This window comes from Pantoea sp. MHSD4 (genome assembly GCF_021043305.1).
Taxonomy (GTDB): Bacteria; Pseudomonadota; Gammaproteobacteria; order Enterobacterales; family Enterobacteriaceae; genus Pantoea; species Pantoea eucalypti.
In genome coordinates this window covers 878,810-897,147 of record NZ_JAJNDH010000001.1, presented here as the reverse complement: position 1 = coordinate 897,147, position 18,338 = coordinate 878,810, and the positions used below count along the sequence as shown (strand labels likewise).

The following is an 18,338-nucleotide window of genomic DNA, read 5'->3' as shown; positions in this document are numbered from 1 at the left end:
ACATCTTTTTCACTTTTCAGGTAACTAAAATCTTGCTGCCCGGCTAATTTCAGCGCTTTATGCGCCTTAATCACGAAAGACAGAAATAAATGACAACAGTGGCAGTTAAATCTGCGCATTGCAGGAGAATCCTTCAACCCCATACATTCCGCTTATAAACAGGATGATATCCCGCATTTTAAATTAATAGTCGCATCAAAGGCTGTTAAATTCTCTGCTGCAACACTCTTAATGATTTTGTGCCAAAGAATTCATTTGAGTTCGCATTTCGGATAAGCGACAGTGGGCTATCATTGTTGTGTTCGCTCAGTTTTTTTCGGGTTCCCTTTTTCAGGACGAAGCCTTAAATAACCAGAACGGGTTGTCTTTCGGGTCAGCCGGTTTGCAAAAAAGAGGTGCGCTATGACGACAATCTTTGACGAAGCCATCAGAGACAGCAAACGACTCAATGACGGACCAGACTGGACATTCGAACTGCTTGATGTCTATTTAGCAGAGATCGACCGGGTGGCTAAACTCTACCGGCTTGATACCTACCCGCACCAAATCGAAGTGATCACCTCTGAACAAATGATGGATGCCTATTCCAGCGTCGGTATGCCCATCAACTATTCACACTGGTCATTCGGTAAAAAGTTTATCGAGACCGAGCAGCGTTATAAGCACGGTCAGCAGGGGCTGGCCTATGAGATTGTCATCAACTCGAACCCCTGCATCGCCTACCTGATGGAAGAGAACACCATGACCATGCAGGCGCTGGTGATGGCGCATGCCTGCTATGGTCACAACTCATTCTTCAAAAATAATTATCTGTTCCGCAGCTGGACCGATGCCGGCTCAATTGTCGATTATCTGCTGTTTGCCAAAAACTATATCAGTGACTGCGAAGAGCGCTATGGCGTCGAAGAGGTCGAGCGACTACTCGATTCCTGCCATGCCTTAATGAATTATGGCGTCGATCGCTATAAACGCCCGCAGAAGATCTCCCTGCAGGAGGAGAAGGCGCGCCAGAAAAGTCGTGAAGAGTATCTGCAAAGTCAGGTAAACACCTTGTGGCGCACGCTGCCACGACGTGAGACCGAGGCGGTGGCTTTTGAAGCCGCACGCTACCCTTCTGAGCCGCAGGAAAACCTGCTCTATTTTATGGAAAAAAACGCCCCGCTGCTGGAGTCCTGGCAGCGTGAGATCCTGCGCATCGTGCGCAAGGTAAGCCAGTATTTCTATCCACAGAAACAGACCCAGGTGATGAATGAGGGCTGGGCAACCTTCTGGCACTACACCATCCTGAATCACCTGTATGACGAAGGCAAAGTGTCGGAACGCTTTATGATGGAGTTCCTGCACAGTCACACCAATGTGGTGTTTCAGCCGCCTTATAACAGTCAATGGTACAACGGTATCAACCCTTACGCCTTAGGGTTTGCGATGATGCAGGACATCAAGCGCATCTGTCAGTCGCCAACGGAAGAGGACCGCTACTGGTTCCCGGATATCGCCGGTTCCGACTGGCTGGAAACACTGCATTTTGCGATGCGTGAGTTCAAGGATGAGAGTTTTATCAGCCAGTTCCTGTCGCCGAAAGTGATGCGCGATTTCCGGCTGTTCACTGTGCTGGATGATGACCGCAATAACTATCTCGAAATCGCCGCGATCCACGATGAAGCGGGTTACCGGGCGATTCGTCAGCAACTTTCCGCACAGTACAACCTGAGTAATCTTGAGCCTAACATTCAGGTTTACAACGTTGATGTGCGCGGTGACCGTTCGCTGACACTGCGCTATGTGCCGCAGAGCCGCACGCCGCTGGATAAGAGCCGTCGCGAGGTGCTGAAGCATGTGCATCGCCTGTGGGGGTTCGATGTGATTCTGGAACAGCAGAACGAGGATGGCAGTGTGGAGCTGCTGGACCGCAATCCGCCACGCGGTTCTTCACTTTGAGGGTTCAGTTGAAGGTGACGGCTTAGAAACAAAAAACCGGACGCGATGTCCGGTTTTTTTTAACGTTTGTTGCCGAGATCGTCAGGCAAGTTTTTCTGCATGCTGTGCCAGATTTCACCGCTGCGGCGACCATAGTTGCGCACCACATCCACAATCTCATCCTGTCCTGGTTCTTTATCGCACAGCGCCAGAAGCTTAAGATAGAAATCGCGCGCGACCTGGCGAGCTTCCGGGTTAGAGAAGTAGTGACGACCAACGCGAGTATAGAGGCCTTTCAGGCCATTCAGAATCAAACCATAAATCGGGTTACCTGACGCAAATGCCAGGCCACGGAACACCCGATAATCAAGTTCGGTATAGGCATCAGCCTGATCGGCTGCGGCACTGACTGTCTCCAGCACTTCACGGGCTTTATCAGGATGATGGCGCAGCGCACGGCTGATAAAAATCGATGAAATGTTGCTGCGGACAGACAGCAGGTTGTCGATTAACACGGGAACGCTGTCGTGATCGAGACGGGCCAGGGTTTCCAGAATATTGAGGCCGGAGGTCTCCCAGAAATCGTTTACCCGTGTCGGTTTGCCATGCTGAATCGTCAGCCAGCCATCGCGTGCCAGTCGCTGCAGCACCTCACGCAAGGTAGTGCGCGTTACCCCAATCAATTCAGAAAGCTCACGCTCAGCAGGAAGAATCGATCCGGGCGGAAAGCGACTGTTCCAGATGCTTTCAATAATATACTCTTCAGCAAATCCCGCTGGACTCTGAGCCTTTATAACCATAGCAATGTGTTCTCGTTGCTTTTCTCATCATGATGGGGACTCATCATACCAGACGCCCTATAGCGGATATAGCCTGCGTACTCATTAAACCGGGCGTAGTCGCATATTTCAGAATGGCTGACAATCTAATCTGCTGCGCAGAGACAACCGTCATCAGAACAGTTTTATGGGCTGAAACAACCTGTGTCCCCGAACAGCATAATGGCGTTCTGAATGCGTGGACTGTTCGCGCAGGATAGTTGCTGCCAGCCGTTTCACTGACTGCCTTATGCGACCCACTCTCTCCGCCTGACTGATTTCAATCGCCGTGCTGATGCGACCTCCGCGGAGATAGCCTCTGCAGATCCTCATTTAACCTGTTCTGGATCAGAATCAGGTCATGTTTGCACACGATTTTTCCTTGCGACTGGCTGGTTTGCAAACGCTTTTGGTTTACACTGCGTGGCATTAACGTTTACAGGGAATGCAATATGTTGCGATATCTGAATCAATGTTCACGGGGGCGTGGAGCCTGGTTATTACTGGCACTGACGGCGCTTGCACTGGAATTGACGGCACTCTTTTTTCAGCATGTGATGGGCCTGAAGCCCTGCGTAATGTGTATCTATGAGCGTAATGCCCTGTTTGGTGTGTTGGGTGCGGGTCTGGTGGGCGCAATTGCGCCTAAATCGTCGTTGCGTCTGGGCGCGCTGGCCTTGTGGATCTACAGTGCCTGGGAAGGACTGCGTCTCTCCTATGAACATACGATGATTCAGTTGCACCCTAACCCATTCACCACCTGTGATTTCGCCGCACGCTTCCCCAGCGGATTACCGCTGGATAAGTGGATGCCATCCGTGTTTCAGGCTACCGGTGATTGCGCTGATCGCAGCTGGACGTTCCTGACGCTCAGCATGCCACAGTGGATGATTGTGGTATTCGCCGGTTATCTGCTGGTTGCGGCGCTGGTACTGATTGCCCAGCCGCTAAAACCAAAACGTCGCGATCTCTTTAGTCGCTGAGATCAGGAAAGGCTGCCAATGGCAGCCTTTTTTTCATATCCCGACTCACGCGACGCGTTTAGCCGTTGCGATCGGGGCGATCGATAATGTGATCTTCCCAATCCCGCACTTCACTCTCGCGCACGGCAATATACCTTACAGAAATACGCTTCGCGTGCATGGCGGTTTTAGAACCGGCTCGCAGCGGATGCCAGGCGGGGAGATCTTTACCTTCACCCAGCAACCGGTATGCACAGGTACGCGGTAACCAGTTAAACGTGGTCAGATTTTCGCGCGTTAACTTGATGCAATCCTCTTCAAGTTCGAAGCGGCGCTCATAGTTGCGGCACTGGCAGGTTTTAATATTGAGCTGATTACAGGCGACATTGGTGAAGTAGATCTCATCGGTGTCTGCGTCCTGTAACTTGTTCAGGCAACACTGTCCACAACCATCACACAAGGATTCCCATTCCTCATCGCTCATTTGTGCCAGGCGTTTTTGTTGCCAGAAAGGGGTGTCTGTCATGATGATTTGTCCGGGTTGTGCCTAAACCGCACCTTATAAAGCCTATGCTGCGGTGATGCAAGTTTTTAGAGTACGCGCGTGCTGATGCCGTGACCCGCCAGGGAGACTTCCAGCTGATCACCCGAGCGCATCGGGCCCACCCCTTCTGGCGTACCGGTCAGAATCACGTCGCCGGCGCGCAGGGTAAAGTAGTGGCTCATGTGTGCAATCAGCGGCAGGATTTTATGAATCATATCTTCGGTGTTACCGTGCTGCCGCACTTCACCATTCACCACCAGTTTCAGTTCGACATTCTGCGGATCGCCACTGAAGTCTGACACCGGGATAAAACCGGAAACCGGACAGGCGTTATCAAAACCTTTGGATTTTTCCCAGGGCTGGCCTGCTTTTTTCAGCCCGGACTGCAGATCACGCAATGTCAGGTCCAGCGCCACGCCATAACCTGCAATCGCTTTAGCCACATGTGCCTCCGTCGCCTGCTTCAGCGTCCCGCCAATCAGCACGGCCAGTTCGACCTCGTGATGAACTTCGCCAAATGCGTCGGGAATAGAGAGCGGCTGGCGTAAATCACACAGCGCTGTTTCCGGCTTGATAAAGATCACCGGCTCAGTCGGCGTTGCGCTGCCCATTTCTTTAATGTGTTTTGCGTAATTACTGCCCACGCAAACCACTTTACTGACCGGAAAATCTAACAGAGCGCCTTGCCAGTTACGATGCTGATACATGCTCATCCCCTGTTCAGGTTAGGTGTGATGCCAGCGCTGCTGGCGGGTTGATGTTTGCTTTTGTGTTGATCGAAATGCCAACCTCATGGCGTGATAATAAGATCCTTTTAACGGTCCGGGGGATGGAATTTGTCAAAAAGCGTAAATGGCGGCGCTGAGGTGCTGAATAATCGTACAAATCAGGCGAAAAAAATGGGCAGGAAATTTAGAAACGGGTGAAACAGATAAGCTGCGCCGTTAATTTTACGCAGCGTCGGGCAATATTATCCTGCCAGGATGACGCCGACAGGATTTATATTTACAGAAGAATCTGAGTTAAACTTTTTTATCAGCCTCTAAATGAATTTTTAGCAGACTTTCAATCGGCGGAGGAAGTTGCAAATAATAGCCCTGCTCACTCAACCCCTGCTTAACTTTATTGATATCTGCATTTGCCAGCCTGTCGCGGCCCGCCAGCTTTAGCACCATCGCCAACTGCGGCTTGCCAAACCCTTTCAGCAATTCTTCAGGAACGCGCGAGAAATCGTCCTTTTTTTCTACATAGAGATAAGTCTGGTCACGTAACGGGCTTCTGTAGATCACACAAAACATATTTTTTACTCGAATTAACCGGCGTTGAGGCTTGTCTGAATATAGCTGTAACTATAACATGCTTGCAGAACTTCGAATATTCACCGTTAGCGCTTCAGTGATGATTTTATCATCGGCTTGCTAACGGTAGTGAAAACAGGACTGAGTCGGGACAGATGTCGCAAACGCCAATCGAATTCAAAGGTAGCAGTTTCACCCTATCTGTCGTCCATTTGCACCACCATGACCCTGCGGTGATTCGTAAGGCACTTCAGGACAAGATTGATCAGGCTCCGGATTTCCTGAAAAACGCACCGGTTGTACTTAACGTCGCCACATTGAGTGCCGAGGTTAACTGGAAACAGTTGCAGCAGGCGATTCTCGCCACCGGTTTACGTATTGTCGGCGTAAGCGGCTGCAAAAATGACGCACTGAAACGCATGATATCCCGGGCAGGCCTGCCAGTTCTGGCAGAAGGCAAAGAGTCCAGACCGCGTGCAGAAGCGCCACCACCCGTGCCAGTTCCTGAACCGCTGCCGGTGGTCACCGAAACGGTGGCAACGAAAACACGCATCGTGAACACGCCGGTGCGTTCAGGCCAGCAGATTTATGCGCGTGACGCTGATTTGATTATCACCAGCAGCGTCAGCGCCGGCGCCGAACTGGTCGCCGATGGCAACATTCATATTTACGGCATGATGCGCGGTCGCGCACTGGCGGGTGCCAGTGGTGATCGCAATTGCCAGATTTTTTGTACCAACCTGGCCGCCGAGCTGGTCTCGATTGCCGGAGAGTACTGGATCATGGATCAGATCCCGCAAGAATTTTTTGGTAAAGCCGCGCGTCTGTGCCTGCAGGATGGCGCGCTGACTATCCAGACACTTAATTAGGCCCCTTTTCTTTTGTTAAGGAAATCAACATTTATGGCACGCATTATTGTAGTTACATCCGGTAAAGGGGGCGTTGGTAAGACCACGTCAAGCGCGGCCATCGCCACCGGTTTAGCGCAGAAAGGCAAAAAGACGGTCGTGATCGACTTTGATATCGGTCTGCGTAATCTGGATTTGATCATGGGTTGTGAACGCCGCGTGGTTTATGACTTCGTCAACGTTATCCAGGGCGATGCCACGCTGAACCAGGCGCTGATTCGCGACAAACGCACTGAGCAACTCTACATTCTGCCCGCCTCGCAGACCCGTGATAAAGATGCGCTGACTCGCGAAGGTGTTGAAAAAGTTCTGAACGACTTAGCCGCTATGGAATTCGATTTCATCGTCTGCGATTCACCGGCAGGGATTGAAACCGGTGCACTGATGGCGCTCTATTTTGCTGATGAAGCCATTATCACTACGAACCCGGAAGTCTCATCTGTGCGTGACTCCGACCGTATCCTCGGTATTATTTCGTCTAAATCGCGTCGTGCGGAAAACAGTCAGGATCCGGTAAAGGAGCATCTGCTGCTGACCCGCTATAACCCTGGCCGGGTTAACCGTGGCGATATGCTGAGCATGGAAGATGTGCTGGAGATTCTGCGCATTCCTCTGGTTGGCGTGATTCCTGAAGATCAATCGGTGTTACGTGCCTCTAACCAGGGTGAACCGGTGATTCTTGACGGCGAATCTGATGCTGGCAAAGCCTATGCCGATACCGTTGAACGGTTGCTCGGTGAAGTACGCCCCTTCCGCTTTATCGAAGAAGAGAAGAAGGGTTTCCTGAAACGCCTGTTCGGGGGATAAACCATGGCATTACTTGATTTCTTTTTATCCCGGAAGAAGAACACTGCCAACATAGCCAAGGAAAGGCTGCAGATTATCGTGGCAGAACGGAGAAGGGGCGACAGTGAGCCCCATTATCTTCCGCAACTTAAGCGCGACATTCTGGAAGTGATTTGCAGATATGTGAAGATCGATCCAGAAATGGTGACTGTGCAGCTCGATCAGAAAGGTGACGATATCTCGATTCTGGAGCTGAACGTAACGTTGCCGGAAACGGATGAAGTGACTAAATGACGCTGACGGTTTCCTGAATTTCCCCTGCGCTCTGGCAGGGGAAATTTTTACCGTTAACAACCCGCCAGAATCTCCTCAATGCCGGGTTTCAGCAGTTCGCCCCGCCATCCGGTCAGTAACTCCGGTTGACGTCCCTGTGGCTTAAGACCCCAGTGCTGGCTTAATACCTGATTAATCTGACGTCGTGACGCCAGTAATTCCTGACTGAACCCACTCTGCCCGCTGACCTGCTGCACCAGAGCTTTCATCGCTTTAAACACCTGCTTGTAATCAGGATGGTCGATCAGATTGCCCAGCGGAGCCGGCAGTTCACTTTCATCCAGCGCCTCTGCTTCGGCCACCAGCGCCACCAGCGTTTTACCGTGGAAACGGATTTCATGACCTGACAGTCCCAGATGATCCAGCTCACCCAGTGAACCTGGCATAAAGCGCGCGACTTTCCACAGGTGCTCTTCGCGCACAACAAAGTTAACCGCCATATCCTTTTCACGCGCCAGTTTCAGACGCCAGGCCGCCAGTCGCTGCAACGCGGCCAGTTGACGCGGACGCAATTGCCAGGCATTGGTGATATCCCGCCAGGCTTCATCCGGCGAAAGGCTATCCAGACGGCGCTGACAAAGATTGTCGCACTCACTGAGCGCCGCCGCCATGTTGCCGGCCTCTTCAGTGTTGATCATCAGCTGGCGCGCAATCGGCAGCAGATAGTGAACGTCTGCCGCCGCATATTCGCACTGACGCTGGGTCAAAGGGCGTGCCAGCCAGTCGGTACGTGATTCACTTTTATCGAGTTCGACCTGCGTGAAATGCGCCACCATTGAGGCAAAGCCCCATGAGAGCGGCTGGCCGGAGAAGGCTGCCAGAATCTGTGTATCGATCATCGGTGTCGGCAGCACGCCGAAACGGTGCAGGAAGACTTCCAGATCTTCACCTCCGGCATGGAGGAATTTGGTGACACGGGTGTCGGTAAGCAACGCAATAAAGGGTGACCAGTCACGGATATTCAGTGGGTCAATCAGCACCAATTGGTGATCGTCGAACAGCTGGATCAGGCCAAGCTGAGGATAGTAAGTACGGGTACGGACAAATTCGGTATCCAGTGCCACCGCCGCCTGCTGGCGCGCTTTCTGACACACGTCTGCCAGTTGATCATCCTGGTCGATAAGGGAATAGTTCACGTCTGATTTCCACCGCAGCTAACAACGCGCGGCGCTCCATGTTAAAAACAATAAAAACGCCGGACATGCCGGCGTTCAACCTCAATTTTGCCCGGATTCAGCTCGCGCCGGGTTTTACCTCGTCACGCAACTCGCGCCGCAGAATCTTGCCGACGTTGGTTTTGGGCAAATCATCACGAAACTCGATGATCTTCGGCACCTTGTAGCCGGTCAACTGACGGCGGCAGTGATCGAGCACGTCTTCTTTGGTCAGTGACGCATCTTTTTTCACGATACAGACTTTTACGGCTTCGCCAGAAAGATCGCTCGGCACACCAATTGCCGCCGCTTCACGCACTTTAGGATGCTGCATCAGCACATCTTCGATTTCATTCGGATAGACATTAAAACCGGAGACCAGAATCATATCTTTTTTGCGGTCAACGATGCGGATAAAGCCTTCCTGATCAACGGTAACAATATCACCGCTGTGGAGCCAGCCATTTTTCAGCACTTCCGCTGTCGCCTCCGGATGCTGCCAGTAGCCCAGCATCACCTGGGGACCTCTGATGCAGAGCTCACCCGGCTCACCTGGCGGCACTTCGTTGCCTTCGTCATCCAGAATCCGCACGTCTGTCGAGGGCACAGGCAGCCCGATACTGCCGGTATGACAGCTGATGTCATATGGATTGACTGACACCAGCGGCGAACATTCGGTCAGGCCATAGCCTTCCAGCAGATAGTGTCCGGTTAGCTTTTCCCAGCGTTCCGCCACCACTTTCTGTACAGCCATCCCGCCACCGGCCGAAAGACGCAGCGTTGAGAAATCGAGCTTATTGAACTGCTCATCGTTGAGCAGCGCATTGAACAGCGTGTTCACGCCAGTGATAGCGGTAAACGGAAATTTACCCAGCTCCTTAACGAAGCCAGGAATATCACGCGGATTCGTGATCAGCAGATTCTGACCGCCCAGCTCCAGGAAAAGCAGGCCATTCACCGTTAAAGCGAAGATGTGATAAAGCGGCAGCGCAGTGACGACAAACTCTTTACCGTCGCGCAGCACTTTACCGTAAGTCGCGCGGGTCTGCTCCAGGTTCGCCTGCATGTTGCGATGGGTCAGCATTGCCCCTTTGGCTACGCCGGTCGTGCCGCCGGTGTACTGCAGGAAAGCGAGATCGTCATTTGAGACGGTCGGACGCTGATAATTGAGTGTGGCACCCACGTCCAGAACATGACGAAAGGAGATGGCGCCAGGCAGATGATATTTAGGCACCAGCTTCTTCACATACTTGACGATAAAGTTAACCAGCGTCGCTTTTATGGGTGCCAGTTGATCGCCCATCCGCGTCAGAATGACATGACGCACCGCGGTTTCCGCCACCACTTTTTCCAGCGTGTGGGCAAAATTCGAGACGATGACGATGGCGCTGGCACCGCTGTCATTGAGCTGATGCCTGAGTTCACGTGGCGTATAGAGCGGGTTAACGTTTACCACCACCATGCCAGCGCGCAGCACACCAATCAGGGCCACCGGATACTGCAATAAGTTAGGCATCATCAGGGCCACGCGGTCACCCGCTTTCAGGCCCAGTTGCTGCTGGAGATAGGCGGCAAACGCGCGGCTCTTCTCCTCCAGCTGACGGTAACTCATCTTCTGACCCATGTTTATAAACGCGGGTTGATCAGCGTAGCGTTTTACGGCCTGCTCAAACAGATCCACCAGCGAGGTGTAACGATCTGCACTTATTTCGGCAGGCACATCTGCCGGGTAGCGTTTCAGCCAAACCTTATTCAAGGATTCACCCCGATAATTATGTTGTATTTCCATCGCTGCCTCAGCCAATCTGTTTTGTTAACAATATTTTAACTGATTGTACCAGTTTGCCTGGTTTGGCATGTTGAGGTTGCGAAGTGCATCACTAAATTTCGTGCAGCGAAAACAGGCAAATAAAAAGCCCGGCAGCGAGCACCGCAACCGGGCTGGATATCACCTTTTTCACCGTTACTCGGTCAGTATGGTTTGCACCTCAGTCGGCCCACTGTTAACCATACCCCAGTAAGGATTTGGGCCCCAGTAGCCGCCGCGATGACGAGTCGGACCATACCAGATCCAGGGATCCATTGGCTGAGGCGGTGCTGTTACCTGTTGCGCGAGACGCCAGCGCTGGTAACCTCGTACATCGATAACGGCAAATTTATAATCTGCCTCACCAATTTTGCCCTGCTCCGTTCCCTTCAGGGTACCCAGCACAGTGACATACTGGTTTCTGACATCCACTGGATCAACAAAGCCGTGGATATCGGCATAAATCCGCCCCACCGACGCCGCCCCCAGACGCGGTCTGGCGCTATCGTCCAGCGGCTGTGCAGCAATCTCAAGCCGGGTTTTGCCGTTCAGATTAGTGACATTCACGACCTTGCCGCCAAAGCGAGATTCCTGCCCGACGAAGATCGAAGGATCGCTCATGACCCGCAACAAATCCTGCTGCGGCTGAGGCGAGCTGCCCTGCAGTGTGTCGGGAATCGAGACACAACCGGTTAACGCCAGCACACAGGTCAGCAGCAGACCTGAAAGCCCTTTACCACACATTGACGACATAGACGTTCTCCCGTTAGGTAAAGACTTAGACTGGACGCATAACAATAAGTTGCGTGCATTTTACCGGCCAGGTAATTTTTTCCAGGCGACTTCATTGCGCAGATAAGTGGGCTCCGCCGTCTCCGGCAGCAGCGTATTCCCCTGCGCCAGAGCAAGTATCGCCAGCGGCAGCATATCCTGAGCGGCAGGCAGCGTGACCTCACTGGCAACCAGCGTCAGTTCATGTCCCTGCTGCAGGCCAGGATAAGCCTGCCAGCCGGTGCCAGCGGTCATCCATTCACCAGAGAGCGACTGCATGCGTGCCAGTGCCGCTTCCGGCGACAACACACTTTCGCTGGCTTCGCCCTGCCAGGCACCGTGCTCATCACGCTGATATTCGGCCCAATAGACTTCGCCCATCCGCGCGTCAATCGCCGTTAATACCCGGGTTGCCCCGTGAAGGCGCCATGCGCCTTCCGCCAGCGTCGCGAGGGTAGAAACCGCGATCATCGGCAGTGCTGCGCCCAGTGCAAGGCCCTGCGCAATGCCAATGCCAATGCGTACGCCAGTAAAACTGCCCGGGCCGCGACCAAAGGCGAGCGCGTCCAGTTCGGTCAGTTCCAGCTGCTGTGCCAGCAGGAGCTCTTCGACCAGCGGTAAAATACGCTGGGTATGATCACGCGGGGCGATCTCGAATCGGGCATCAATCTGTTGCTGATTCAGCAAGGCAGCTGAACAGGCTTCTGTCGCCGTATCCAGCGCTAAAATTCGGGCTGACATGACCACCTCAGAAGAAAGAAAACGGCGCGCATATTAGCATAAAATTATGCGTCTGGTTCGGGTTGCTGACGGATAAAGGCGATGGCACGATCAATGTCCCGGGTGCGCGGCGTAGGTGGCAGGCTGTTGAGAAACAACGCGCCATAAGGACGCGATACGAGGCGCTGATCGCAAATCACCAGCACACCCCGATCATCCGTATCACGGATCAACCGCCCCACCCCCTGCTTCAGCGTGATCACGGCATCCGGTAGCTGCACATCCGTGAAGGGATCGCCGCCACGAATCCGGCAATCTTCCATTCTGGCTTTTAACAGGGGATCTTCCGGCGAGGTGAACGGCAGTTTATCGATAATAACCAGCGACAGCGCATCACCCCGCACATCAACCCCTTCCCAGAAACTGCTGGTCGCCACCAGCAGGGCGTTGCCTTTGTCGATGAACTGTTTCAGTAACTGACCTTTGCTGGTTTCACCCTGTACCAGCACAGGCAGGGTCATTGAGGCGCGAAATTCTGCCGCCAGTTCACGCATCATCAGGTGCGATGTGCAGAGGAAGAAACAGCGGCCTTTGTTGGCATCGATCAGCGGTTTCATCATCGCGGCCAGCTGGCGGGCGCCGCCGGGACGGTTAGGCTCAGGCAGATTGCGCGGCACGCAGAGCAGTGCCTGCTTCGCAAAATCAAACGGGCTATTCAGAATCAGGCTCTTTGCCGCATTCACACCCAGTCGTTCGGCGAAATGGGCCATTTTTTCATCCACCGCCAGGGTGGCCGAGGTGAAGATCCACGCCGCTTTACGGTTGTCCATCACTTCCCGGAATCGTTCAGCGACCGAGAGCGGCGTCAGCGCCAGAATAAAATGACGCGACGTACATTCATACCAGTAGCTGTAGCCCGGCTCGTTAATCGCCCGTAACCGTTTTAAGCGGGTACGGTAAAGCGCGGCGCGCTCAAAGGCGGCATCCAGCAGAGCTGAACGACCCAGCGAGAGTTTGATAACGTCGTAACAGAGCTCCAGCGCATCGTCCAGCAAGGTGAACATGCGCAGTATCTGGTTATCGCTCAGCAGTTCGCGTAAATTACCGCGATAACCCGGATCGCCTAATGACAGGCGGAAATCCTGTGCGCATTGCGCCAGTCGATCAGCTGATTTCTGCAGTTGCTGGGCATCACGCACTTCCGTGCGGTAGGCGGTAATAATATCTTTAGCCAGATCGAGTAACTGGCGGCTGGAGAGTTGCTGACCAAAATACTGGCTGGCGATATCGGGCAACTGATGGGCTTCATCGAAGATCATCACATCAGCCTCGGGAATCAATTCGCCAAAGCCCCCCTCTTTTACCACCAGGTCGGCAAGAAACAAATGGTGGTTAACGACCACCACATCAGCGTCCATGGCGCGCTTACGTGCCATGACCACAAAACACTCTTTATAGCGCGGACAATCCATGCCCAGGCAGTTGTCGTTGGTGCTGGTCACCAGCGGCCAGATCGGGCTATCTTCGGTCACACCCGCACAGCTGCTGATGTCGCCATCTTTTGTCTGTGATGACCAACTGCGCAGCGTCACCAGATCGGTTAGCGCCTGCACGGTGAGCTCACCACCGGCCATCGACTGCTGTTCCATGCGTTCCAGGCAGAGATAGTTAGAGCGCCCTTTCAGCAAGGCCGTTTTCCCTTTGAACTTCAGTGCCTTAATCATGGTGGGCAGATCGCGGCCATAAAGCTGATCCTGCAGCGCTTTTGAGCCGGTGGAGACAATGACTTTTTTTCCGGCCCGCAAGGCGGGTGCCAGATAAGCATAGGTTTTGCCGGTGCCGGTGCCGGCTTCAACCACCAGTTCACCCTGCTGTTTTACGGCTTCAGATACCGCCTGCGCCATCTCACGTTGTGCTTCACGCGGTTTAAAACCTGCGATCGCCAACGCCAGTGCGCCATCCACTGCAAAATCGTCTGCCACATACCCTCTCTAAGAACGGCAAAAACACTGTAATTATGTCAGTATTGGATAAACAAATCAAAATCGATAAATATCAACAGGTTGAGGTTTTAGGCGTTTCAGGTGCGGCGGTACGTGACCCGAAAGTACGATAAGAAAACCTGAAATTTTAGCGCTTCATTAAATACCCTGCTGAATAAGCTAATTAATAACAGGGACTTTATTCCATTCGCTTTTTAATCTGTAAGGCGATAAACCGCCGTGCATCCGCGCAGGAATCGCTAAAGGTTTTCATCGATGCGAATGTTAGTGAGGCTAATGACTGAAGGATTTTATCCGGGCACGAGCGGTCAGAGGGTCATCACCAGGGTGTTGTTTAGCCAGATTCCAGCAACCCGGGTAAAGCTGAAAAGGCGCGGACAGAAGTGAGTCAATGAGACCGGTGTAGAAACCGCAAAACTGCGCGACTGACGGTTTTGCGGCGTGAGTCAGAATTCAGAAGAAATAGAGGTCGTCAGACAACCGTTTCAAACGCCTAAACATCCTTTTCTAAGGGATCGTTTTCCTCATCCTCTTCTTCATCTTCCGGATAGATCTCAGCATCATCTGGCAGCGGTTCATCGTAATCAGGACGTTCAGACATAATTACCTCCGGTGATAAATAGCAAGGCTGCTATTTCAACTGATCATAGTTAACACTCACTGGAGGCCGCACACTTTCCACCTGAAATGTGAACCAAACGTGAATTCACTGTAATGGACTGAAAACAGCCCAATCGCACCTTGCTAATGATGCAGGTACAGTGCACCCGCCAGCATGATGATGAACAGCACGGCAAAGGTAACAAATCCCTGCTTACTGCCTTTGGATAACCCCACAAATGCCGCGATAACAATAAACAGCAGCGTCAGAGCGCCAGCCATTACCCAAAAAAGATACTGCGTATTCGCCATGCTTTAATCCTCAACCTGTGGCGCAATCTCATGACTGATTTATAACATTTTTAAGCCGCCAGTTCCCCTAATTCCGTGTTTCTTATCCCCTGTCAGCGCTAACAGCAGGCGCGATTAAGGACACTTCATTGTCAGCGCAGTTAGCGCCACAGTGTGATGCAGTTATCAAATGCAAATGAACACATCAGGTAATCAAAAGGCAGGATTATAATGATTAAATCAGCTTACTGTTGGGATGTGGCACCCGTAGGCTGATGTGCTGAGACTGGCTTAACATTGCCCTTCAGGTGATGTTTCGCAGATGGCTAAACCCGACTGCCTGTTTCAGGCGGAGGAACATCATGAATTATGTCCGCATCGGATCTCTGGCTGGCGTACTGCTGCTCTGCGGCTGCCAGGCACCTACCCCTGATCAGGCTCGTCTGCAGCAACCCGTTTTCCAGGGCCAAAGCGCCCGCACCGTCCCTCAGCTCAGCGACTGTATTTATCGCGGCTGGTCCACCACCAGCGTCATTGCACGTGATAACACCACCCACACCCAGCCGAACGGTAGTGAGATCAGCGTCTTTACCTGGGAAGATTCTATTTTTGCGGATGTTTCGCCCCGCCGAAAAGGTGCTGATGTGAAATATTTCACCACCTTCCGGATGTCCCCGGACGTGATGGCAGACAGACAGGCGATTGTTGAGCGCTGCCTGTAAAGCGTAAGAGGTGACAGCGATATCAGGAGTGTGCCAGGCTAATGCGCAATTAACCAGGGAGAAACCGATGAGTATTACCCGCATTGACCCGGAACATCGTATGTCCGAAGCCGTCATTCATAACGACACAATCTATTACACCAGTGTGCCCGAAAATCTGGATGCCGACGCAGAAGCACAGACCGCCAATGCGCTGGCGGTGATTGACGCCATTCTGACCCGGCTCGGTAGCGATAAAAGCAAAATTCTGGATGCGACGCTGTTCCTGGTAGATAAAGCCGACTTCCCCGCCATGAACCGCGCCTGGGATGCCTGGGTTTCGCCGGGCAATGCGCCGGTGCGCTGTACGGTTCAGGCCGGTCTGCTAAATCCAAAATACAAGATCGAAATTAAAATCATCGCTGCACGTTAAACCTGCCGGGCGTTATTCCTCTTCGTTTTCGTCATCTTCGTCTTCGAATAACGCCCGAATACGTTCGCCCTTGTGATTTTCGCGGATTTCCTGCGCCACCTGGGCGATTGCTTCACCGCTCGATAGTCCGCCTGCCATCAACGCCTGAATACGTTCGACGGCCTGTTGTTGTTGCTCATGAGAGAGAGCCGGTAATCCAATAAACATTTTTTACTCCTGCGTTGGGTCAGACAGTATCCCACGTGGAACTAACAGGTGCCAGTGAGGAAAAAATATGTCAGTCTGACCGCCTCTTAGCTTTCTGATTTGTCTGCCCGATGATTGTTGAAACCCTCACGCTTGATTATACCCCCGATGCGCTGACTCAGCGTTTCGCCACCCTTGCCCATCTGCCCTGGGCGATGCTGCTCTCCTCCGCGCAGGCCAGCCACAGTGACAACCGTTTTGATCTTCTGACCGCCGATCCCCGCGCCACCCTGGTGACCCGCGGCGCAATCACGACGCTCAGCGACCCAACCGGTACAACCGAATCAACCGCCGATCCCCTGTTGCTGGTGCAGCAACAGTGTGATGCGCTGGGCGTCACACCTGCATCCAGCGAGACGCTGCCGTTTCAGGGCGGTGCGCTGGGGCTGTTTGGTTATGACCTGGGCCGCCGGTTTGAGTCCCTGCCGCAGCGGGCTGCAGCCGATCTCACTACGCCTGACATGGCCGCAGGAATCTATGACTGGGCATTGATTGCCGACCATCATCAGCAAACCCTGACGCTCGTGGCGTTGAGCAATGTTGAAGAACGTGCCGCCTGGCTGGCACAGTGGCCTGTACGCGAAACTGTACCCTTTTCGCTGACAAGCCGCTGGCGCTCTAATATGAGCTATGCCGAATACGCCGCGCGCTTTGCCGCCGTTCAGGCTTATATTCAGGCCGGTGACTGTTATCAGGTAAACCTGGCACAGCGTTTTCAGGCGGGTTATCAGGGTGATGAGTGGCAGGCATTCACTCTCCTCAATGCGGCTAACCGCGCACCCTTCAGCGCGTTTCTGCGGCTGCCTGACAGTGCAATTCTCAGCCTGTCGCCGGAACGCTTCCTGTCGCTGAATAACAAGCAGATTGAAACTCGCCCCATTAAAGGGACCCGACCACGCTGTGACGACCCGATTGCCGACGCACAACAGGCGGAGTCGTTGCGCCATGCGGAGAAAGATCGGGCTGAAAATCTGATGATTGTTGATTTGCTGCGCAACGATATTGGCCGTGTGGCGCGACCCGGTTCGGTTACGGTGCCAGAGCTGTTTGTGGTTGAACCCTTCCCCGCCGTGCATCACCTGGTGAGCACGGTGCGGGCGCAGCTACCTGACAGCCTGCAGGCCACTGATTTACTGCGCGCCTGTTTTCCTGGCGGCTCGATAACCGGTGCACCTAAGATTCGGGCAATGGAGATTATTGATGAGCTGGAACCGCAGCGCCGCAATGCCTGGTGCGGCAGCATCGGCTATATCAGCCTGTGTGGCCGGATGGATACCAGCATCACGATTCGCACGCTAATCGCCGAAGGCCAGCAACTCTACTGCTCTGCCGGTGGCGGATTAGTGGCTGACAGCGATCCGGAAGCGGAGTATCAGGAAACGCTCGATAAAGTCAGCCGGATCTTACCGACACTTGAGCAGGCAGGAGGTTCAGTTGGCACTGACGATTGATGTTTTTCGCAGCCGTTTTTTATTGCAGCAACCCGCCCGCAGCACCCAGCGTCTCTCAGGACGTCATGCTGCGGTGCTGGTGCCTATTGTGGCCCGTCCTGAGCCGGGTTTGTTGCTGACGCAGCGTTCGCAGGCCCTGCGCAAGCACGCCGGACAGGTCGCCTTTCCCGGCGGGATGCAGGATGACACCGACGCCTCACTGATCAACACAGCACTCCGTGAAGCGCAGGAAGAGGTCGGCATCGATCCGCAGCAGGTCGAGATACTGGGTGCGCTGCCTGACGTCACCAGCAGCACCGGCTTCCAGGTCACGCCCGTGCTGGGCATTATTCCGGCCGATTTACGACTTACTCTTAACCCGGATGAGGTCAGCAGTGCTTTTGAGATGCCGCTGGCCGAAGCTCTGCAGCTAAGCCGCTACAGCGCGCTGGAGGTGCATCGGGCCGGTGTACGCCATCCGGTCTGGCTCTCGCGCTACCAGGATTATCTGGTGTGGGGCATGACCGCCGGAATCATCCGTTCATTGAGCACCCAGATCGCCTTCTGAAACCTTTTTGTCTGTTTTTTCCACAGATGCTCGCCAGCGACCTGCCGG

At 53.4% G+C, this 18,338-nt stretch carries 20 protein-coding genes; 9 read left to right on the top strand and 11 right to left on the bottom strand.

The features are described from left to right. The first annotated feature begins 402 nt into the window (after positions 1–402). On the top strand, positions 403–1,938 hold the full coding sequence (locus LQK91_RS04115; RefSeq protein ID WP_003852729.1) for a SpoVR family protein: 1,536 nt from the start codon (positions 403–405) through the stop codon (positions 1,936–1,938). Between the two features lie 59 nt (positions 1,939–1,997). On the opposite strand, the gene fadR is transcribed toward LQK91_RS04115, so the two are convergent. Continuing rightward, positions 1,998–2,717 (bottom strand): fatty acid metabolism transcriptional regulator FadR, encoded by a 720-nt coding sequence (gene fadR / locus LQK91_RS04110; RefSeq protein ID WP_003852726.1) that lies wholly within the window; start codon positions 2,715–2,717, stop codon positions 1,998–2,000. Between the two features lie 470 nt (positions 2,718–3,187). Between fadR and dsbB the strand changes: the two genes are divergently transcribed. Then, positions 3,188–3,718, top strand: a complete 531-nt coding sequence (gene dsbB, locus LQK91_RS04105) for a disulfide bond formation protein DsbB (protein WP_078804466.1) — start codon at positions 3,188–3,190, stop codon at positions 3,716–3,718. 58 nt (positions 3,719–3,776) lie between these two features. Here the strand turns inward: dsbB and LQK91_RS04100 are convergent, their stop codons facing one another. The 3 genes from LQK91_RS04100 to LQK91_RS04090 all read right to left on the bottom strand — a co-directional run bounded on the left by LQK91_RS04100 (position 3,777) and on the right by LQK91_RS04090 (position 5,539). Continuing rightward, positions 3,777–4,223 (bottom strand): YcgN family cysteine cluster protein, encoded by a 447-nt coding sequence (locus LQK91_RS04100; RefSeq protein ID WP_003852723.1) that lies wholly within the window; start codon positions 4,221–4,223, stop codon positions 3,777–3,779. Between the two features lie 65 nt (positions 4,224–4,288). After that, complete coding sequence (locus LQK91_RS04095; RefSeq protein ID WP_003852721.1) at positions 4,289–4,948, bottom strand: fumarylacetoacetate hydrolase family protein; 660 nt, start codon at positions 4,946–4,948, stop codon at positions 4,289–4,291. Between the two features lie 315 nt (positions 4,949–5,263). Next, positions 5,264–5,539 carry a YcgL domain-containing protein gene (locus tag LQK91_RS04090; RefSeq protein WP_003852719.1) on the bottom strand — a complete coding sequence of 92 codons (276 nt, stop codon included), beginning with the start codon at positions 5,537–5,539 and terminating at the stop codon, positions 5,264–5,266. Positions 5,540–5,694: 155 nt separating this feature from the next. Here LQK91_RS04090 and minC point away from each other — a divergent pair, with 155 nt between their 5' ends. The 3 genes from minC to minE are packed head-to-tail and all read left to right on the top strand — an operon-like array spanning position 5,695 to position 7,527. Continuing rightward, positions 5,695–6,408: a septum site-determining protein MinC gene (gene minC / locus LQK91_RS04085; RefSeq protein WP_008925313.1), complete on the top strand. Its 714-nt coding sequence runs from the start codon at positions 5,695–5,697 to the stop codon at positions 6,406–6,408. A gap of 33 nt (positions 6,409–6,441) precedes the next feature. Continuing rightward, a complete protein-coding gene (minD, locus tag LQK91_RS04080) occupies positions 6,442–7,254 on the top strand; it encodes a septum site-determining protein MinD (protein ID WP_003852716.1) in 813 nt (270 codons plus the stop codon). 3 nt (positions 7,255–7,257) lie between these two features. After that, positions 7,258–7,527: a cell division topological specificity factor MinE gene (gene minE, locus LQK91_RS04075; protein WP_008925314.1), complete on the top strand. Its 270-nt coding sequence runs from the start codon at positions 7,258–7,260 to the stop codon at positions 7,525–7,527. A gap of 53 nt (positions 7,528–7,580) precedes the next feature. Here the strand turns inward: minE and rnd are convergent, their stop codons facing one another. From rnd to LQK91_RS04045, 6 genes are all read right to left on the bottom strand, one after another. Beyond that, on the bottom strand, positions 7,581–8,702 hold the full coding sequence (gene rnd / locus LQK91_RS04070; protein WP_003852713.1) for a ribonuclease D: 1,122 nt from the start codon (positions 8,700–8,702) through the stop codon (positions 7,581–7,583). A 97-nt stretch (positions 8,703–8,799) separates the two neighbouring features. Further along, on the bottom strand, positions 8,800–10,476 hold the full coding sequence (gene fadD / locus LQK91_RS04065) for a long-chain-fatty-acid--CoA ligase FadD (RefSeq protein WP_139364708.1): 1,677 nt from the start codon (positions 10,474–10,476) through the stop codon (positions 8,800–8,802). 207 nt (positions 10,477–10,683) lie between these two features. Further along, entirely contained in the window at positions 10,684–11,280 is a 597-nt protein-coding gene (locus LQK91_RS04060; protein ID WP_003852709.1) for a Slp family lipoprotein, read from the bottom strand. A gap of 60 nt (positions 11,281–11,340) precedes the next feature. After that, positions 11,341–12,039 carry a tRNA (adenosine(37)-N6)-threonylcarbamoyltransferase complex dimerization subunit type 1 TsaB gene (gene tsaB, locus LQK91_RS04055; RefSeq protein ID WP_003852707.1) on the bottom strand — a complete coding sequence of 233 codons (699 nt, stop codon included), beginning with the start codon at positions 12,037–12,039 and terminating at the stop codon, positions 11,341–11,343. A 44-nt stretch (positions 12,040–12,083) separates the two neighbouring features. Next, entirely contained in the window at positions 12,084–14,000 is a 1,917-nt protein-coding gene (locus LQK91_RS04050; RefSeq protein WP_105099122.1) for an ATP-dependent DNA helicase, read from the bottom strand. A 765-nt stretch (positions 14,001–14,765) separates the two neighbouring features. Then, positions 14,766–14,933 (bottom strand): hypothetical protein, encoded by a 168-nt coding sequence (locus tag LQK91_RS04045; RefSeq protein ID WP_003852701.1) that lies wholly within the window; start codon positions 14,931–14,933, stop codon positions 14,766–14,768. Between the two features lie 341 nt (positions 14,934–15,274). Here LQK91_RS04045 and LQK91_RS04040 point away from each other — a divergent pair, with 341 nt between their 5' ends. After that, positions 15,275–15,634: a hypothetical protein gene (locus tag LQK91_RS04040; protein WP_105099121.1), complete on the top strand. Its 360-nt coding sequence runs from the start codon at positions 15,275–15,277 to the stop codon at positions 15,632–15,634. Between the two features lie 67 nt (positions 15,635–15,701). Next, complete coding sequence (locus LQK91_RS04035; protein ID WP_003852699.1) at positions 15,702–16,046, top strand: RidA family protein; 345 nt, start codon at positions 15,702–15,704, stop codon at positions 16,044–16,046. Positions 16,047–16,058: 12 nt separating this feature from the next. Here LQK91_RS04035 and LQK91_RS04030 read toward each other — a convergent pair whose 3' ends face one another. Further along, the gene (locus LQK91_RS04030; protein ID WP_003852697.1) at positions 16,059–16,253 is read right to left on the bottom strand and encodes a YoaH family protein; all 195 of its coding nucleotides are present in this window, start codon (positions 16,251–16,253) and stop codon (positions 16,059–16,061) included. Between the two features lie 110 nt (positions 16,254–16,363). Here LQK91_RS04030 and pabB point away from each other — a divergent pair, with 110 nt between their 5' ends. Together pabB and LQK91_RS04020 are read left to right on the top strand one after the other, a co-directional pair. Then, complete coding sequence (pabB, locus tag LQK91_RS04025; protein ID WP_003852696.1) at positions 16,364–17,743, top strand: aminodeoxychorismate synthase component 1; 1,380 nt, start codon at positions 16,364–16,366, stop codon at positions 17,741–17,743. Continuing rightward, a complete protein-coding gene (locus LQK91_RS04020) occupies positions 17,727–18,290 on the top strand; it encodes a CoA pyrophosphatase (RefSeq protein ID WP_105099120.1) in 564 nt (187 codons plus the stop codon). Before pabB ends, LQK91_RS04020 begins: the two co-directional genes overlap by 17 nt. Positions 18,291–18,338: the final 48 nt, after the last annotated feature.

What these genes read in the sequence shown, in the direction of transcription:
- LQK91_RS04030 (WP_003852697.1), bottom strand. Translation starts at nt 16,253, where the DNA reads ATGTTTATTGGATTACCGGCTCTCTCTCATGAGCAACAACAACAGGCC.
- LQK91_RS04090 (WP_003852719.1), bottom strand. Translation starts at nt 5,539, where the DNA reads ATGTTTTGTGTGATCTACAGAAGCCCGTTACGTGACCAGACTTATCTC.
- pabB (WP_003852696.1), top strand. Translation starts at nt 16,364, where the DNA reads ATGATTGTTGAAACCCTCACGCTTGATTATACCCCCGATGCGCTGACT.
- LQK91_RS04035 (WP_003852699.1), top strand. Translation starts at nt 15,702, where the DNA reads ATGAGTATTACCCGCATTGACCCGGAACATCGTATGTCCGAAGCCGTC.
- LQK91_RS04045 (WP_003852701.1), bottom strand. Translation starts at nt 14,933, where the DNA reads ATGGCGAATACGCAGTATCTTTTTTGGGTAATGGCTGGCGCTCTGACG.
- LQK91_RS04100 (WP_003852723.1), bottom strand. Translation starts at nt 4,223, where the DNA reads ATGACAGACACCCCTTTCTGGCAACAAAAACGCCTGGCACAAATGAGC.
- minE (WP_008925314.1), top strand. Translation starts at nt 7,258, where the DNA reads ATGGCATTACTTGATTTCTTTTTATCCCGGAAGAAGAACACTGCCAAC.
- LQK91_RS04040 (WP_105099121.1), top strand. Translation starts at nt 15,275, where the DNA reads ATGAATTATGTCCGCATCGGATCTCTGGCTGGCGTACTGCTGCTCTGC.
- fadR (WP_003852726.1), bottom strand. Translation starts at nt 2,717, where the DNA reads ATGGTTATAAAGGCTCAGAGTCCAGCGGGATTTGCTGAAGAGTATATT.
- tsaB (WP_003852707.1), bottom strand. Translation starts at nt 12,039, where the DNA reads ATGTCAGCCCGAATTTTAGCGCTGGATACGGCGACAGAAGCCTGTTCA.
- LQK91_RS04060 (WP_003852709.1), bottom strand. Translation starts at nt 11,280, where the DNA reads ATGTCGTCAATGTGTGGTAAAGGGCTTTCAGGTCTGCTGCTGACCTGT.
- LQK91_RS04095 (WP_003852721.1), bottom strand. Translation starts at nt 4,948, where the DNA reads ATGTATCAGCATCGTAACTGGCAAGGCGCTCTGTTAGATTTTCCGGTC.
- minC (WP_008925313.1), top strand. Translation starts at nt 5,695, where the DNA reads ATGTCGCAAACGCCAATCGAATTCAAAGGTAGCAGTTTCACCCTATCT.
- dsbB (WP_078804466.1), top strand. Translation starts at nt 3,188, where the DNA reads ATGTTGCGATATCTGAATCAATGTTCACGGGGGCGTGGAGCCTGGTTA.
- LQK91_RS04115 (WP_003852729.1), top strand. Translation starts at nt 403, where the DNA reads ATGACGACAATCTTTGACGAAGCCATCAGAGACAGCAAACGACTCAAT.
- minD (WP_003852716.1), top strand. Translation starts at nt 6,442, where the DNA reads ATGGCACGCATTATTGTAGTTACATCCGGTAAAGGGGGCGTTGGTAAG.